Origin of the sequence: Hydrogenophaga intermedia (assembly GCF_023715105.1) — a bacterium.
GTDB classification, from domain to species: Bacteria; Pseudomonadota; Gammaproteobacteria; order Burkholderiales; family Burkholderiaceae_C; genus Hydrogenophaga; species Hydrogenophaga intermedia_A.
Genome location: NZ_JAMBNO010000018.1, coordinates 42,200 through 58,206 on the forward strand (window position 1 = coordinate 42,200; position 16,007 = coordinate 58,206).

12 protein-coding genes and 3 tRNA genes are annotated in these 16,007 nt (G+C 68.1%); 5 read left to right on the forward strand and 10 right to left on the reverse strand.

What is annotated here, in order from left to right:
- The first annotated feature begins 13 nt into the window (after positions 1–13).
- Genes M3149_RS16910 through M3149_RS16920 form a run of 3 tightly spaced genes read left to right on the forward strand, consistent with a single transcriptional unit; the run spans position 14 to position 2,942 of the window.
- Complete coding sequence (locus M3149_RS16910) at positions 14–1,516, forward strand: DNA-3-methyladenine glycosylase 2 family protein (protein WP_251710722.1); 1,503 nt, start codon at positions 14–16, stop codon at positions 1,514–1,516.
- Positions 1,513–2,034 carry a methylated-DNA--[protein]-cysteine S-methyltransferase gene (locus tag M3149_RS16915; RefSeq protein WP_251710723.1) on the forward strand — a complete coding sequence of 174 codons (522 nt, stop codon included), beginning with the start codon at positions 1,513–1,515 and terminating at the stop codon, positions 2,032–2,034. Before M3149_RS16910 ends, M3149_RS16915 begins: the two co-directional genes overlap by 4 nt.
- Positions 2,031–2,942 (forward strand): DMT family transporter, encoded by a 912-nt coding sequence (locus tag M3149_RS16920; RefSeq protein WP_251710724.1) that lies wholly within the window; start codon positions 2,031–2,033, stop codon positions 2,940–2,942. Before M3149_RS16915 ends, M3149_RS16920 begins: the two co-directional genes overlap by 4 nt.
- Positions 2,943–2,976: 34 nt before the next feature.
- On the opposite strand, the gene cphA (M3149_RS16925) is transcribed toward M3149_RS16920, so the two are convergent.
- From cphA (M3149_RS16925) to M3149_RS23320, 3 genes are all read right to left on the reverse strand, one after another.
- Complete coding sequence (cphA, locus tag M3149_RS16925) at positions 2,977–5,550, reverse strand: cyanophycin synthetase (RefSeq protein WP_251710725.1); 2,574 nt, start codon at positions 5,548–5,550, stop codon at positions 2,977–2,979.
- Entirely contained in the window at positions 5,550–7,790 is a 2,241-nt protein-coding gene (gene cphA, locus M3149_RS16930) for a cyanophycin synthetase (RefSeq protein ID WP_251710726.1), read from the reverse strand. Before cphA (M3149_RS16930) ends, cphA (M3149_RS16925) begins: the two co-directional genes overlap by 1 nt.
- Positions 7,791–7,992: 202 nt before the next feature.
- Positions 7,993–8,394 (reverse strand): hypothetical protein, encoded by a 402-nt coding sequence (locus M3149_RS23320; protein ID WP_435370755.1) that lies wholly within the window; start codon positions 8,392–8,394, stop codon positions 7,993–7,995.
- Positions 8,395–8,418: 24 nt separating this feature from the next.
- Between M3149_RS23320 and M3149_RS16935 the strand changes: the two genes are divergently transcribed.
- Positions 8,419–10,224, forward strand: a complete 1,806-nt coding sequence (locus tag M3149_RS16935; protein ID WP_435370756.1) for an ABC transporter ATP-binding protein — start codon at positions 8,419–8,421, stop codon at positions 10,222–10,224.
- On the forward strand, positions 10,221–10,706 hold the full coding sequence (locus M3149_RS16940; protein ID WP_251710728.1) for a DUF1854 domain-containing protein: 486 nt from the start codon (positions 10,221–10,223) through the stop codon (positions 10,704–10,706). The genes M3149_RS16935 and M3149_RS16940 overlap by 4 nt, the downstream gene beginning before the upstream one ends.
- Positions 10,707–10,715: 9 nt before the next feature.
- On the opposite strand, the gene M3149_RS16945 is transcribed toward M3149_RS16940, so the two are convergent.
- From M3149_RS16945 to purF, 7 genes are all read right to left on the reverse strand, one after another.
- Entirely contained in the window at positions 10,716–11,117 is a 402-nt protein-coding gene (locus M3149_RS16945; RefSeq protein WP_251710729.1) for a hypothetical protein, read from the reverse strand.
- A 336-nt stretch (positions 11,118–11,453) separates the two neighbouring features.
- Positions 11,454–11,530 (reverse strand) — tRNA-Asp (locus tag M3149_RS16950).
- 67 nt (positions 11,531–11,597) lie between these two features.
- Positions 11,598–11,673, reverse strand: a tRNA-Glu gene (locus tag M3149_RS16955).
- 83 nt (positions 11,674–11,756) lie between these two features.
- Positions 11,757–11,832, reverse strand: a tRNA-Ala gene (locus tag M3149_RS16960).
- Positions 11,833–11,907: 75 nt separating this feature from the next.
- The gene (gene gltX / locus M3149_RS16965; RefSeq protein WP_251710730.1) at positions 11,908–13,290 is read right to left on the reverse strand and encodes a glutamate--tRNA ligase; all 1,383 of its coding nucleotides are present in this window, start codon (positions 13,288–13,290) and stop codon (positions 11,908–11,910) included.
- The gene (locus M3149_RS16970; protein WP_251710731.1) at positions 13,287–14,498 is read right to left on the reverse strand and encodes an O-succinylhomoserine sulfhydrylase; all 1,212 of its coding nucleotides are present in this window, start codon (positions 14,496–14,498) and stop codon (positions 13,287–13,289) included. The genes gltX and M3149_RS16970 overlap by 4 nt, the downstream gene beginning before the upstream one ends.
- A 3-nt stretch (positions 14,499–14,501) precedes the next feature.
- A complete protein-coding gene (purF, locus tag M3149_RS16975; protein ID WP_251710732.1) occupies positions 14,502–16,004 on the reverse strand; it encodes an amidophosphoribosyltransferase in 1,503 nt (500 codons plus the stop codon).
- Between the last annotated feature and the right edge of the window lie 3 nt (positions 16,005–16,007).

Here is a 16,007-nt window from a genome sequence, read left to right on the forward strand (position 1 = left end):
TAGGATGTACCCCATGGACCAGCCCGAAGCCCTCGACGACGACGCCCGCTACCTGGCGCTGTGCACGCGCGACGCGCGCTTCGATGGCCGCTTCTTCACCGGCGTCACCTCCACCGGCATCTACTGCCGTCCGGTGTGCTCGGTGCGTACGCCACGGCGCGCCAACTGCCGTTTCTTCGACGGCCCGGCACAGGCCGAGCGCGCGGGTTTTCGTCCCTGCCTGCGCTGTCGCCCCGAGCTGGCGCCGCAAGCACGCACCTGGAGCACGCAGGACGCTGGCGAACTGCTGGTGCAACACGCCAGCCGCCTGCTCGACGACCCGGCGCAATGGAGCGGCGACGACGGCCCCGCCATGCAGCGCCTGGCCGCCCGCCTGGGCGTGAGCGATCGACACTTGCGCCGCGTGTTCGAAGCGCGGCTGGGCGTGTCGCCGTTGCAGGTGCTGCACACACGCCGCCTGCTGGCGGCCAAGCAATTGCTCACCGACACCACCCTGCCGGTGGGTGCGGTGGCACAGGCCAGCGGCTTTGCGAGCCTGCGACGTTTCAACGCCGCGCTCAAGGAGCGCTACGGCCTGAACCCGCTCGCGCTGCGGCGGCGTGGCACCGACGTCGGCGGCAGCCGGGCCATCGCATTGGGCTGGCGGCCGCCGTTGGACACCACAGCCATGCTGCGCTTCCTGGCCGATCGACTGCTGCCCGGCGTGGACGCGATCGACCTTGATGCCTTGCGTTACTGGCGCACGCTGCGCATCACCAGTGGTCACGGTACCCACAGCGGCTGGTTCGGCCTGCAGTTCGAACCCGCGCGCCACCGCGTCTGGTTGCACGCCAGCGACGGGCTGTTGCCCGCCCTGCCCGCACTGATCTGGCGCGTTCGAGCGCTGTGCGACCTGGACGCCGACCCGCAAGCCATCGATGCCGTGCTGGGCGCGCACTTCCCCGGCGGCACCGGCCTGCGCGTCCCAGGTGCCATCGACGGCTTCGAGCTTGCGGTGCGCGCGGTGCTGGGCCAGCAGGTCACGGTGGCGGCGGCTCGCACGTTGGCGGCGCGGCTGGTGTCGCGCTTCGGCGAGCCCATCGACACGCCCGACACCGGCCTCACGCGCTTGTTCCCGGCGCCCCAGGCACTGGCCGCAGCCGACGCCGACGCGCTCGGCGAACTGGGCATCGTGCGCCAGCGTCAGGGCGCGATCCAGGCCCTGGCGCGCGCCGTGCACAGCGGCACACTCGACCTCGGCCCGCATGCCGACCCGACACACACCGTTCAGGCGCTGCAAGCCCTGCCCGGCATCGGCGCCTGGACGGCGCAGTACATCGCCATGCGCGCGCTGCGCTGGCCCGATGCCTGGCCCGCGGGCGACATTGCCTTGCACCACGCGCTGGGCCTGCAGGGCACACCGCGCGAGCGCGAACGCGCCTGCGAGGCCGCCGCGCAGGCCTGGCGGCCCTGGCGCAGCTACGCCGTGCTGCGTGCCTGGGCCGGTCTGCATCAACCTTCCACGAGCACGCCATGAAACTGCCCGCCGACCTGCATTGCACCGAGCTTTCCACACCGCTGGGCCAGATGCGCGTGGCCGCCACCGACGATGCGCTGGTGGGCGTGTGGTTCCACGACCAACGCCACGCGCCCGATGCGGCCGTGGTGCAACGATGGAAGCCGAACCCGGCGCACCCCGTTCTGCGCGAAGCGAGGCAACAACTGCTGGCCTACTTCACGCGTCAGCGAACGGTGTTCGATCTGCCGCTGGACCTGTCGACCGGCACGCCGTTCCAGCGCGCGGTGTGGCAGGCGCTGCGCGGCATCGAGGCTGGCCACACGCTGAGCTATGGCGCGCTCGCGCAACGACTGGATGCACCCAGCGCGGTGCGCGCCGTGGCCGCCGCGGTGGGACGCAACCCGCTGTCCATCGTGGTGCCCTGCCACCGCGTGCTGGGCGCGCGCGGCGATCTCACCGGCTATGCTGGCGGGCTGCCGCGCAAGGCCGCGCTGCTGCAACTCGAGGCCGACGCCGCACAACCCCTGCTCGCATGACCCCGCTCCTCCTGCTCGAATTCATCGTCCTGGCCGCGCTCTGGGGCGCGTCCTTCCTGTTCATGCGCCTGGGTGCGGCCGAGTTCGGGCCGGTGGCCACGGCGGGGCTGCGCGTGGGCATCGCGGCGCTGTGCCTGCTGCCGGTGTTCCTGCGGCCTGCGGTGTGGCAAGGCTTCGTGGCGCGTTGGCGGCCCATCCTCATCGTCGGCTTGCTCAATTCGGGGCTGCCCTTCCTGCTGTTCTCGTTCGCGGTGCTGCACATCCCCACCGGCATCTCGGCCATCCTCAACGCCACGGTGCCGCTCACCGGCGCGCTGGTGGCCTGGCTCTGGCTGAAGGACCGCCCGGGTGGTTCGCGCGTGCTCGGTCTGGCAATCGGTTTCGTGGGCGTCACCCTGCTGGTGCTGGGAAAGTCCGGCGTGGATGCGCGTGGCGTGGTGAGCGCGGGTGGCCACGCGATGTCGCTGGTGGCCATGGGTGCCTGCCTGTTGGCCACGCTGTGCTACGGCGTCGCGGCCAGCTTCACCAAGCGCTACCTCACGGGCGTGCACCCGATGGCTTCGGCCACGGGCAGCCAGATCGGCGCCACACTGGCCCTGGCCCTGCCCACCTGGTGGCTGTGGCCTGCGCAGGCACCCGGCGCCGGGGCGTGGCTGGCGGTTGCGGCGCTGGCCGTGCTGTGCACATCGATCGCCTACATCCTGTACTTCCACCTGATCGAGCGCGCCGGCCCGGCCCGGGCGCTGACCGTGACCTTCCTGATCCCGGTGTTCGCGCTGTTCTACGGTGCGGTGTTCCTGGGCGAGACGATCAGCGCCTGGATGCTGACCTGCGGCGTCGTGATCGTCTGCGGCACGGCGCTGTCCACCGGACTGGTGCGGTTGCGGTGGCTGGAACCGGTGCGTTGAGCGCCGATCCACAAGGCGGCATCACACCACTGCGTCAGGCCGCCACCGGCTCGGGCTGAACGCTGGCCTGCAGGTGGGCCAGCGCAGCCTCCACCTGGTCGACCAGAACGAGACACAGATCGCCCGGTTGCAGCCGCTCCAGCGCCGTGTCGATGGCCTTGAATTCGCCCTGGATCTCCAGCACGTCGCGCGCGCGCGTGGCGCCCGCCAGCCCCTCGCGCAGCAGCGCAATCACCTCGCCATCGGCACGGCCACGCTGGCACGCGTCCTGGTAGAGGATCACCTCGTCGAACGCCGCACCCAGGATCTGCGTCTGCTCGCGGATGTCCTGGTCGCGCCGGTCGCCTGCGCCGCTGATGACCACCGAGCGGCGGCGCGCCGGCAGCGCCTCGACCGCCTGCACCAATGCGCGCATGGCGTCGGGGTTGTGGCCGTAGTCGGCGATGACGGTGGCGCCGTGGTGCTCCATCACGTTGAAGCGACCCGGCGCGTTGTGCGAATCGCTCAGGAAGCTCGCCAGGCCGCGACGCACCGCGCCCCAGGACAGGCCGACGCCCCAGGCCGCGCCGATGGCGGCCATCACGTTGTCCACCTGGAAGCCGATCTGGCCATTGCGCGTGATGGGAATGGCGCGCAGGTCGAAGCGCTCGCTGAAGTCACCCTGCTCCACCACCACGCTGCCATCGTCCACATAGACCACGCGGCGGCCCTGCGCGCGGTGTGTGGCCATCACCGGCTGCTGGCGATCGCGCGCGAAGTAGATCACCTCGCCCGGGCAGTTGTGGATCATGTCGGCCACGATCGGGTCGGCCGCATTGAGCACCGCAAATCCCTGGTCGGCCACGTTCTGCACGATCACGCGCTTGAGCACCGCGAGGTCCTCGACGGTGGTGATGTAGTTCAGCCCCAGGTGGTCGCCCGCGCCCACGTTGGTGACGACCGCCACCTGGCAGCGGTCGAAGCCCAGGCCTTCGCGCAGGATGCCGCCGCGGGCCGTCTCGAACACCGCCGCGTCGACGTCGGGGTGGGCCAGCACGTTGCGTGCGCTGCGCGGGCCGGCGCAGTCACCGCTGTCGGTCTGGCGGCCATTGACGTACACGCCATCGGTGTTGGTCATGCCCACGCCCAGGCCGCTGGCAGCCAGCAGGTGGGCAATCAAACGCACGGTGGTGGTCTTGCCGTTGGTGCCGGTCACGGCCACCACGGGAATGCGCCCGTCGTCGCCCGGGGCGAACATGTCGTCGATGACGGCCTTGCCGACATCGCGCGGATGGCCGTAGGAGGGCGAGAGGTGCATGCGCAGGCCAGGCGCGGCATTGACCTCGACCACACCACCGGACTGCTCTACCAGCGGGGCAAGCACGGTTTCGCAGACCACGTCGACACCGCAGATGTCCAGGCCGATCATCTGCGCGGCGGCCACCGCACGCGCGGCCACCTCCGGGTGCACGTCGTCGGTGACGTCGGTGGCGGTGCCACCGGTGCTCAGGTTGGCGTTGTTGCGCAACACCACGCGGCGGCCCTTGGCGGGCACGCTGTCGGCCTGCAGGCCCTGCGTGGCCAGGCAACCCAGGGCGATGTCGTCGAAGCGGATCTTGGTAAGCGCGGTGCCGTGGCCTTCGCCGCGGCGCGGATCGGTGTTCACGCTGTCGACCAGCTCGCGCACGGTGTGCTCGCCGTCGCCGATGACCTGCGGCGGGTCGCGGCGCGCCGCCGCCACCAGGCGATCACCGACCACGAGCAAACGGTAGTCGCTGCCGGGCAGGAATTTCTCGACCATCACATCGCCATAGGCAGCGGCACCGGCGAACGCGGCGTCCAGCTGCTCGCGGGTGTTCACGTTCACCGTGACGCCCTTGCCCTGGTTGCCGTCACGCGGCTTGAGCACCACGGGCAGGCCCACCTCCAGTGCGGCCGCCCAGGCATCGTCGGCGTCGCTCACGGGGCGCCCGGTGGGCACCGGTACACCCGCCGCCTGCAGCAAGCGCTTGGTGAGCTCCTTGTCCTGCGCGATCGATTCGGACACCGCGCTGGTGCGGTCCACCTCGGCGGCCTGGATGCGGCGCGCGCGGCTGCCCCAGCCCAGTTGCACCAGGCTGCCGCTGGTGAGGCGGCGATAAGGAATCCCGCGCGCGACGGCCGCGTTGACGATGGAGCCGGTGCTGGGCCCCAGGCGCTCGTGTTCGTCGAGCTCACGCAATTCGGCCACCGCCGCGTCGAGGTCGAAATCGCCACCGGCCAGCACGGCCTCGATCAGCGCATGGGCGAGGGCCAACGCACGGCGGCCCACGGCCTCCTCGCTGTACTGCACCACCACCTGGTAGACACCCGCATCGACGGTAGCCGAGGTGCGGCTGAAGGTGACCGGACAGCCGGCCTGCGCCTGCAGCGACAGCGTGGCCACCTCAAGCACGTGGGCCAGCGAGAGGGAGCCGCCGGCCTTGTGCAGCGCGCCGGGGTGCGGAAACTGCGCGCGCAGCCGCGCCTCGAAACCGGGCAGGCTGGCCAGCGCGCGCTCGTTGTCGTCGCAGCGCACCACCGTCTCGATGGCGGTGTGGCGGCTCCAGAGGTTGGGCCCGCGCAGGGCCCGGATACGGGTGAGTTCCATCAGGCACTTTCAAGAGGTTCGGTTGTGGTGCTGGCGCGAGCCGTTTCCATGGCACGGCGCACCGGCGCGAGCGCGATCGGGGCTTCACGCGCGAAGGTCTGCAGGCCGGCGCCCATGAGCTCTGGCGAGATGCCCAGCGCCCAGGCCGCGGCCAGTGCGGCCAGCAGCACCGGCGCCTTGTCTTCGGCCGACACGTCCTCGCCGAGCGAGACATCGGTGAGCGCGGCCACGGCGCGCTCGCTCTGGCCGTCGCCCAGCACCACCACGCCATGGCGCAGATACACCGCGCGGCGGTACTGCGCCAGGTGCTCGACGATCACGGGCAGTGCCGGGTCCTGCGCGAAGAAGATCACCTCGCCATCGCACAGGGGCGCCATCTCGGCCACCACCGGGTCGGCGGCGTTGAGCACGGCCACGCCATCGGGCAGGACCACGTCGACCTGCGTGCGCAGCACCTTGAACAGGTGCTCGTCCTCACGGATGTGGAAGGCCTCGAGCGCGGGACTGCCGGTGGCGTCGGTCACCACACCCACGTGGCAGCGGTCGTAGGCCAGGCCTTCGCTGACGATGGTCAGCGGCGGGTTCTCGAACACGGCGGCCTCGACGCCACGATTCATCAGCAGGCGCTTCGCGGCGCGCGCCTGGGAGAAATCGCCGTGCTGCAGCGGGCGGCGCCCCACGAACAGGCCGGCGCGGCAGGCCAGTCCCACCTGCGGTCCATTGAGGTTGGCCAGCCAGGCGATCAGGCGCGCCACCGCGGTGGTGCCGCGGCTGCCCGCCACGCCCACCACCGGCACGCGACCGCTGTCGCCAGGTGCGAACAAGTGATCGACGATGGCGCGTCCCACCGGGCGCGGTGTGCCCACGGCCGGCTTGAGGTGCATCAGCAGCCCCGGGCCGGCGTTGACCTCGACGATCGCACCTCCCTGCTCGTGCAGCGGACGCGAAATGTCTTGCGCAACCAGGTCCACGCCGGCGATGTCGAGCCCGATCACGCGCGCGGCCAGCGCAACCAGGGCGGCCACGTCGGGGTGCACATCGTCGGTGCAATCGATGGCGTGGTTGCCGTTGCGCATGATCAGCACGCGCTCGCCCTCGGCGGGCACGCTGTCGGTTGACTTGCCCTGGCGCTGCAGTTCCACCGCCACTGCGGGGTACTCCTCCAGGCGGATGGCGTTGAGCGGGAAGTCTTCGTTGAGGCCGCGGCGCGGGTCGCTGTTGATCTGGCTGTCGATGAGCTGCAGCACCGTGCTGCGGCCATCGCCCGTCACCCAGGCCTCGTCGCCGCGCGAGGCCGCCACCACACGATCGCCCACCACCAGCAGGCGGTGCTCGAAGCCGCGGATGAACTGCTCCACGATCACGCCGCTGCCTTCCGCATCGGCCACGGCGAACGCGGCCCGGACTTCCTCGGGGCGCGTGAGTTCGAGCGAGACGCCGCGGCCGTGGTTGGCATCGGTCGGCTTCACGACCACCGGCAGCCCGATGTCCTGCGCAGCCTCCCAGGCGGCTTCGGGGCTCTCGACCACGCGGCCTTCGGGCACCGGCACGCCGCAGGCGGCCAGCATGCGCTTGGACAGGTCCTTGTCGCTGGCGATGCTCTCGGCGATCGCGCTGGTGCGGTCGGTCTCGGCCGTCCAGATGCGGCGCTGGCGCGCGCCGTAGCCCAGCTGCACCAGATTGCCGTCGTTCAATCGGATGTGTGGAATGCGCCGGCCGGTGGCCGCGTCGACGATGCTCGCGGTGCTCGGGCCAAGGCACAGGTCGTCCACCAGTTCGCGCAGCTCGTGCACCGCGGCCGCCACGTCGAAGTGTCCGCCGTTGACGGCGACCATGAGCAAGTCGTGTCCCAGCGTGAGGGCGCGTCGCGCCACCTGCTCGTCGCGCGCGCGAAACACCATCTTGTAGACGCCGCGCACCGGTGTGCTGCGGGTCTGGCCGAAGCCGGTCTGCACGCCCGCCATGTTCTGCAGCTCGATCACCACGTGCTCGAGGATGTGCCCCGCCCACGTGCCTTCACGCAGGCGCTGCAGGAAGCCACCGCGCTCGCCCACGCCGCAGTGGTGCTCGATGAGCCCGGGCAGCATGGCCGTCAGGCGCTCGTAGAGGCCGGGCAGTTTGTCCGAAGGAAGGTCTTCGAGTTCGCCGATGTCGAGCCAGCTCTCGAGCACGGGACGGTAGGTCCAGATGTTGGGCCCGCCGAGATAACTCACGCGCAGGAACCGGATGGGATTCTTCATGGTGGGGTTGTCGTGTCAGCACAGCGTGCCTGCATTCGGCGCATCCCGGACAATGCGGGCTCGCCAATACGCGCCCTGACAATTGCCGGAAACATCCGCTTCAATGAATTCACCATCAACCGAAACCGCGCCGGTATTCAGTGCCGGGGAGCAGCCATGGATGCCCACGCTGCGTTCCCGTTTACTGCCCAACGAAGACGTTTCAAGTTGGCTGCAGCTTGACCTCGATTCGCAATTGAATTTTTCGGCCGGCGTGCTGGTGCTGACGACCCAACGGCTGTTGAGCTGGGAGCCCGGCGGGGCCGCTGCCGGCTGGCGTGAATGGCCCCTGGAGCCAGAATTGTGCTTGAAGCACAGCGATTTCGCTGGGGTTGCGCAGTTGAGTCTGCACAACGAAATGCAACGTCTGGGCACTTGGCGTTGCACGGCGACGCAAAACCCGCGTCTCGTTCGATTTGTCGCTGATTTCGGACAAAAACTGCAGCGATTGAAAACCGGTTCGCCCGCCACGGCGACCGTGAAATCGCCCACGCAGCACTGCGATTTGTGCAATGCAGAATTGTCGCCAAACAGCGACGAGTGTCCGCAATGTGCGCGGGAACAACACACCCCTCCTTCGACCTGGGTCTTGTTGCGTTTGTGGCGCTTTGCCCGGCCATACCGCGGCCAGCTGGCGCTCGGTTTCGGGCTCACGCTGGCGGCCACCGCGGCCACGCTGGTGCCGCCTTACCTGGCCATGCCGCTGATGGACGATGTGCTCATCCCGTTCCAGAGCGGGCAACGCATAGACCCCATGCAGGTGGCCTGGTTGCTCGGTGGCCTGCTGATGGCAGCGCTCGCGGCCTGGGGCCTGGGTTGGGCCCGCACCTATGTGCTCTCGCTGGTGTCCGAGCGCATTGGTGCCGATCTGCGCACCACCACTTTCGAGCACTTGCTCGCGCTCTCGCTCGAGTACTTCGGCGGCAAGCGCACCGGTGACCTGATGGCCCGCATCGGTTCCGAGACCGACCGCATCTGCGTCTTCCTCTCGCTGCACGCGCTGGACTTCGCCACCGACGTGCTGATGCTGCTGATGACGGCCGCCATCCTGTTCAGCATCAACCCGTGGCTCGCGCTGGTCACGCTGCTGCCACTGCCCTTCATCGCCTGGATGATCCACCTCGTGCGCGACCGCCTGCGCACCGGCTTCGAGAAGATCGACCGCGTGTGGTCTGACGTGACCAACGTGCTGGCCGACACCATTCCGGGCATTCGCGTGGTGAAGGCCTTCGCGCAGGAGAAGCGCGAGGCGCAACGGTTTCGTGCCGCGAACCAGCACAACCTGGAGGTCAACGACAAGCTGAACAAGATCTGGTCGTTGTTCACGCCCACGGTGACGCTGCTCACCGAACTTGGCCTGCTGGTGGTGTGGGCCTTCGGCGTCTGGCAGGTCTCGCGCGGCGACATCACCGTCGGTGTGCTCACCGCCTTCCTGGCCTACATCGGGCGTTTCTACGGCCGGCTCGATTCGATGAGCCGCATCGTTTCGGTCACGCAGAAGGCGGCCGCGGGCGCCAAGCGCATCTTCGACATCCTCGACCACGTCTCCAGCGTGCCCGAACCAGCCAGCCCCGTGCACAAGCCCCAGGTTGAAGGCAGTATCGAGCTGCGCAATGTGAGCTTCAGCCACGGCAGCCGCGCCATCATCCGCGGCATGAACCTGCAGATCCGCCCGGGCGAGATGATCGGCCTGGTGGGGCACAGCGGCGCCGGCAAGAGCACCCTGGTCAACCTGATCTGCCGCTTCCACGACGTGAGCAGCGGCAGCATCCGCGTCGACGGCACCGACGTGCGGCAGTTCGCGGTGGCGGACTACCGCCGCCACATCGGCCTGGTGCTGCAGGAACCTTTCCTCTTCTTCGGCACCGTGGCCGAGAACATCGCCTACGGCAAGCCGGGCGCCACGCGCGCCGAGATCGTGGCCGCGGCGCGCGCCGCGCACGCGCACGAGTTCATCCTGCGCCTGCCGCAGGGCTATGACTCGCTGGTGGGCGAGCGCGGGCAGGGTCTCTCGGGTGGCGAGCGCCAGCGCATCTCGATCGCGCGCGCCCTGCTCATCGACCCGCGCATCCTGATCCTGGACGAGGCCACCTCCAGCGTGGACACCGAGACGGAGAAGGAAATCCAGAAGGCGCTGGACAACCTGGTCACTGGGCGCACCACGATTGCCATCGCGCACCGACTGTCCACCTTGCGCAAGGCCGACCGGCTCGTGGTCATGGACCGCGGCGAGGTGGTGGAGGTGGGCCCGCACGACGAGTTGATGGCGCGCGAAGGCGCCTACTGGCGGCTCTACACCGCGCAGCTGCGCAACGTGGACACCGAGGACGGGCCGCTGCTGGCTGCGAGCATTCCCAACCCGAACGCGCACAGCGCCACCGCAGGCACGCCATGAACGACAGCCCGAACCTAATGAACGGCTGGACCCTGCGCCGCGACCCGCACGGCAGGTTGCAGCTGATCACCGCCGACGCCCAGGTGCACGATGGCGTGACACCCGTGCGCGCCTTCCCGCTGGCAGCGCCCGACGAAGGCGTCTCGCTGGTCGGCGCCGACGGCCACGAGCTGGCGTGGATCGAACGCCTCTCCGCGCTCGATACCACCACGCAGGCAATCATTCACGAGGCGCTGGCACCGCGAGAACTGATGCCGCGCATCCAGCGCATCGTCGCTGTCTCGACCTTTGCCACGCCCAGCACCTGGACGGTGGAGACCGACCGCGGCACCACGCAGCTGGTGCTCAAGGCCGAGGAGGATATCCGCCGCCTGGGCAACGGCCGCTTGCTCATTCTCGACAGCCGCGGCATCCAGTTCATCGTGCCCGACCAGTTCGCGCTGGATCGCGCCTCGCGGCGTTTGCTCAACCGCTTCCTTTGAAGGAGCGGGTCAGGACGACAGCAGGCCAGGCACGACCCTGGTGCCCGCTTGTCGCGCCAGGATGGCGGACGCATCCTGCAGCGCACCGATGCCCGCCATGGCCCCGGTGCGCATCACGAAATCGCAGGCCGCCTGCACCTTGGGGCCCATGGAACCGGCGGCGAACGCCGACACGTCGAGCTGCTGCGGCGTCACATCGCCCAGGGCACGCTGTGCCGGTGTGCCCCAGCCGGTGAACACCGCGGGCACGTCGGTCAGCATGAGAAAGGCATCGAATTCCAATGCCGCCGCCAGCAGGCCGCTGGCGTGGTCCTTGTCGATCACGGCCTCCACGCCGATGAAGGCGCCGTCCTCGCGCTGCGCCAGTCCCCAATGACTTCCACGACTGGCCCGCATGTTGTGGAAATGCATTTGCCACGTCGCTGGGTATCTTGCGCTTGAAGTAGAGCGTGCGGCCGCGTCGGGCCATGCACCTGGGCAGGGTCTCGGCGCGGGGTTCGGGGTGGGCGCGAACGACACGAATGGGCTTGGTCAGTGGCATGTAGAGCTCCGCAGATAGGTCATGACAGACCCAGCGGCGCAGGCACTTCGAGCATTGCAAGGGAGGCACTGAGATGTTCCACCATGACCCTGCCGGAGTGCTACACCGAAGGGTCTTCGGGGTAGTACCGTCAAACAGTAGACTGTGTAGTGGAGAAAGAAAAAAGCCGTTGCAAATCGAAGACTTGCAACGGCTTTTCGTGTGTCTGGCGGAGTGGACGGGGCTCGAACCCGCGACCCCCGGCGTGACAGGCCGGTATTCTAACCAACTGAACTACCACTCCTGGCAGGCGGCTTTCGTTCTTGCGAACCAAGTGCCACGACTTGTGCCTACTTGCCTTGCGGCTTGTTTGGCGACCCTACGGGGATTCGAACCCCGGTACTCACCGTGAAAGGGTGATGTCCTAGGCCTCTAGACGATAGGGTCATAACCTGGACGCAAGCTTCGCATTGTATCAGCGGCAGAGTTCGTTTTTTCTGCCGTCGCCACCATGCGCGACTTCGAATCTGTGGTGGAGGTAAGCGGGATCGAACCGCTGACCTCTTGCATGCCATGCAAGCGCTCTCCCAGCTGAGCTATACCCCCACAGGGTTCGTTGCATTGCCTCGGGACCAAAGTCATCGATGCGTTGCAGCGAGCCTCGCATTATATGCCAGAAATTCAGGCTTTCTGCAGCCGCCTGAGAACCACGTCACGCGAATGCATTTCGAGCACCGCGTCCAGCGAGGGCGTCTGGGCCGTGCCCATGACCAGCACCCGCACCGGCATGGCCAGTTGCGGCATCTTCAGGCCGTGGGCTGCGAGGACCTGCTTGAGCGAGACGGCGATGGAGGCCTTGTCCCAGGCCACATCGGCCAGCGCGGCGGCCAGCGCGGCCAGCGCAGGCTTGACCGCATCCGTCACGTGCTGCGCGTGCTCGGCGGCGTCGGGTGTCACGTCGGCGTAGAACGCGGCAGCCCAGTTCGCCAGCGCCACCGTGGTGTCGCAGCGGTCCTTGAACAGGGCGCAGATGCGCGGCAGGCGATCGTCGGCGGTGATGCCCTGCTTCGTGAGTTGCTCGGCCACCAGCGGCGCCAGCGCCTCGTCGGCCATCGCCTTGAGGTGCTGTGCGTTCACCCAGCGCAGCTTGGCTTCGTCGAACTGCGCGGCGCTGCGGCCCAGATGGTCGAGGTCGAACCATTCGAGGAACTGGGCTCGGCTGAAGATCTCGTCATCACCGTGGCTCCAGCCCAGCCGCGCAAGGTAGTTCACCATGGCATCGGGCAGGTAGCCTTCGTCGCGGTATTGCGTGACAGGCTTGGCGCCGTTGCGCTTGCTCATCTTCTCGCCTTGCTCGTTGAGCACGGTGGGCAAATGCGCATACACCGGCGGCTCCTTGCCCAGGGCGCGGAAGATGTTGATCTGGCGCGGCGTGTTGTTCACGTGGTCGTCGCCACGGATCACGTGCGTGATGGCCATGTCGATGTCGTCCACGACCACACAGAAGTTGTAGGTGGGCGTGCCGTCGGGCCGTGCGATCACGAGGTCATCAAGTTCGTCGTTGCGGATCTCGATGCGGCCTTTCACCTTGTCATCCCAGGCCACCACACCACGCTGCGGGTTCTTGAAGCGCAGCACGGGTTTGACGCCTTCGGGCACCGGCGGCAGCACCTTGCCCGGCTCGGGGCGCCAGGTGCCGTCGTAGCGCGGCTTTTCCTTGTTAGCCATCTGGCGTTCGCGCAGCGCATCGAGTGCTTCGACGCTCATGTAGCAGGGGTAGACCAACCCCTGCGCCTGCATCTGCGCCAGCACCGCCTTGTAGCGGTCCATGCGCTGCATCTGGTAGTAAGGGCCTTCGTCGTGATGGAGGCCGAGCCAGGCCATGCCCTCAAGGATCACATCGACCGCGGCCTGCGAGGAGCGTTCGAGGTCGGTGTCCTCGATGCGCAGGATGAAGTCGCCCTGCTGCGAGCGCGCGAAAGCCCAGGGATACAGGGCGGAGCGGATGTTCCCCAGGTGGATGAAGCCGGTCGGCGACGGTGCGAAACGGGTGCGGACTTTCATGGAAGCGTCTCGAGACCCCGGGCCAGATCGGCCTGGATGTCGGTGATGTGTTCGAGGCCAACGGCCACGCGGATGAGCCCCTGGCCGATACCGGCCGCCTGGCGCTGTGCCTCGGTGAGGCGGCCGTGCGAGGTGCTGGCGGGGTGAGCGCACAGGGTCTTGGTGTCGCCGAGGTTGGTGGAGAGCGAGAGCACGCGCAGCGCATCCAGCACGTGGAAGGCGCGGGCGCGCGCCTGCTCGGGGCTTGACGCCTTGACATCGAAGGACAGCACCGCGCCGCCCACACCCGATTGCTGCTGCATCGCCAGCGCGTGCTGCGGGTGGCTGGCCAGGCCCGGGCAATACACGCGCGCCACCGCGGGGTGAGCTTCCAGCCACTGACCGAGCGCGAGCGCGTTGGCGCTTTGTGCGCGCATGCGGATGTCCAGCGTCTCCAGGCCCTTGAGCATGACCCAGGCGTTGAACGGCGCGAGCGTCATGCCCGCGCTCTTGAGGACCGGCAGGAACTTCTCGGTGACCAGTTGCTGCGAGGCGCACAGCGCACCCGCCATCACGCGGCCCTGACCGTCAAGGTACTTGGTGCCCGAGTGCATGACGATGTCGGCGCCGAGTGCCATTGGCCGTTGCAGCGCGGGCGTGGCGAAGCAGTTGTCCACGCATAGCTGCGCGCCCGCGTTGTGCGCAATGTCGGCCAGCGCAGCGATGTCGCAGACCTCGGTGAGCGGGTTGGTCGGCGTCTCGGCGAACAACAGCCGCGTGTTCGGCTTGATCGCTGCTTTCCAGGCCGATACATCGGTCTGCGGGACGAAGCTCGATTCGACACCGAACTTCGCCAGGTCGCTGCCGATGAGCTTGATGGTCGAGCCGAACATGGACTGCGAACACACCACGTGGTCACCCGCCTTCAGCAGGCCCAGGCACATCAGCAGGATGGCTGACATGCCCGAGGCGGTGGCCATGCAGGCCTCGGCACCCTCCAGCGCGGCCAGCCGCTGCTCGAAGCTCGCGGTGGTGGGGTTGCCGTAGCGGCCGTAGGTGAAGCCTTCCTCGTCGCCCGCGAAGCGCTGCGCGGCCGATTCGGCCGAGCGCTGCACGTAGCCGCTGGTGAGGTACAGGGCTTCGGAGTTCTCGCCAAAGGGCGAGCGCTCCACCGCTTCGCGCACAGCCAGCGTGTCGCGGTGCAAGGTCTTCTTCAGCGACTCATCCACGGCTCACGCCTCCTGCGCGTTGGGCAGCGCCAGACGCGACGTGTCGCTGTCGTTCTCATCGCCTTGCGGGCGCCCGGCGTTCAATCGCTCGATGTCCTGCGGCGTGATGTCGCCAGTGACATAGACGCCGTCGAAACAGGAGGCGTCGAATCCGTCGAGTTTGGGATTGAGCGAGCCGATGGCCTGCCTCATGCCGTCCACGTCCTGGTAGATCAATGCGTCACAGCCGATGATCTGGCGCACCTCGTCCACACTGCGGTCATGGGCCACCAGTTCGCTCGTGGTCGGCATGTCGATGCCGTAGACGTTGGGGTAGCGCACCGGCGGTGCGGCACTGGCCAGATAGACCTTGCGTGCGCCGGCGTCGCGCGCCATCTGCACGATCTCGCGGCTGGTGGTGCCGCGCACGATGGAGTCGTCAACCAGCAGAACATTGCGGCCCTTGAACTCGCTGGCGATGACATTGAGTTTCTGGCGCACCGACTTCTTGCGCACCGCCTGCCCGGGCATGATGAAGGTACGGCCCACGTAGCGGTTCTTCACGAAGCCTTCGCGATAAGGCAGACCGAGCAGGCGCGCCAGTTCCATCGCGCTCGGGCGCGAGGACTCGGGAATCGGAATCACGACGTCGATCTCGTTCGGCGGTACGGTGGAGATCACGCGCTTGGCCAGCGTGGCGCCCAGGTTAAGCCTGGCCTGGTAGACCGAGATGCCGTTGAGCGTGGAGTCGGGCCGCGCAAGGTAGACGTACTCGAAGATGCAGGGCTTGAGCACGGACTGCGTTGCGCATTGCTCGAAGTGCAAGTCGCCCTCGAGGTTGACGTAGACCGCCTCGCCGGGCGCCACGTCGCGCTCGAAGTGGAAGCCCGTGCCTTCGAGCGTGACGGACTCGCTGGCCACCATCACGCTGTCCTCGTTCCTGCCCAGGCACAGCGGGCGGATGCCGTAGGGGTCGCGGAAGGCCAGCAGACCATGGCCCGCGATCAGCGCGACCACCGCGTAGGAACCCCGCACGCGCGCGTGCACGCCGCGCACCGCCGCGAACACATCGCTCGGCTTGAGCGGCTCGCCGCGGGTGGCTTTCTCAAGTTCGTGCGCCAGCACGTTGAGCAGAACCTCGGAGTCGCTCTCGGTGTTGATGTGGCGATGGTCGGTCTGGAAGAGTTCCTGCTTGAGCGCGTGCGCGTTGGTGAGGTTGCCGTTGTGCACCAACACCAGACCGAAGGGCGCGTTCACGTAGAAGGGCTGCGCCTCTTCTTCGCTGTAGGCGTTGCCTGCCGTGGGGTAGCGCGCCTGGCCCAGGCCGCAGTTGCCCGGCAACGCGCGCATGTTGCGGGTGCGAAAGACGTCGCGCACCATGCCCTTGGCCTTGTGCATGAAGAACTTGCGCCCTTGCTGCGTGACGATGCCCGCGGCGTCCTGGCCGCGGTGCTGCAGCAGCAGCAAGGCGTCGTAGATCAGCTGGTTGACAGGCGTCTGGCTGACGACGCCGACGATTCCGCACATGGT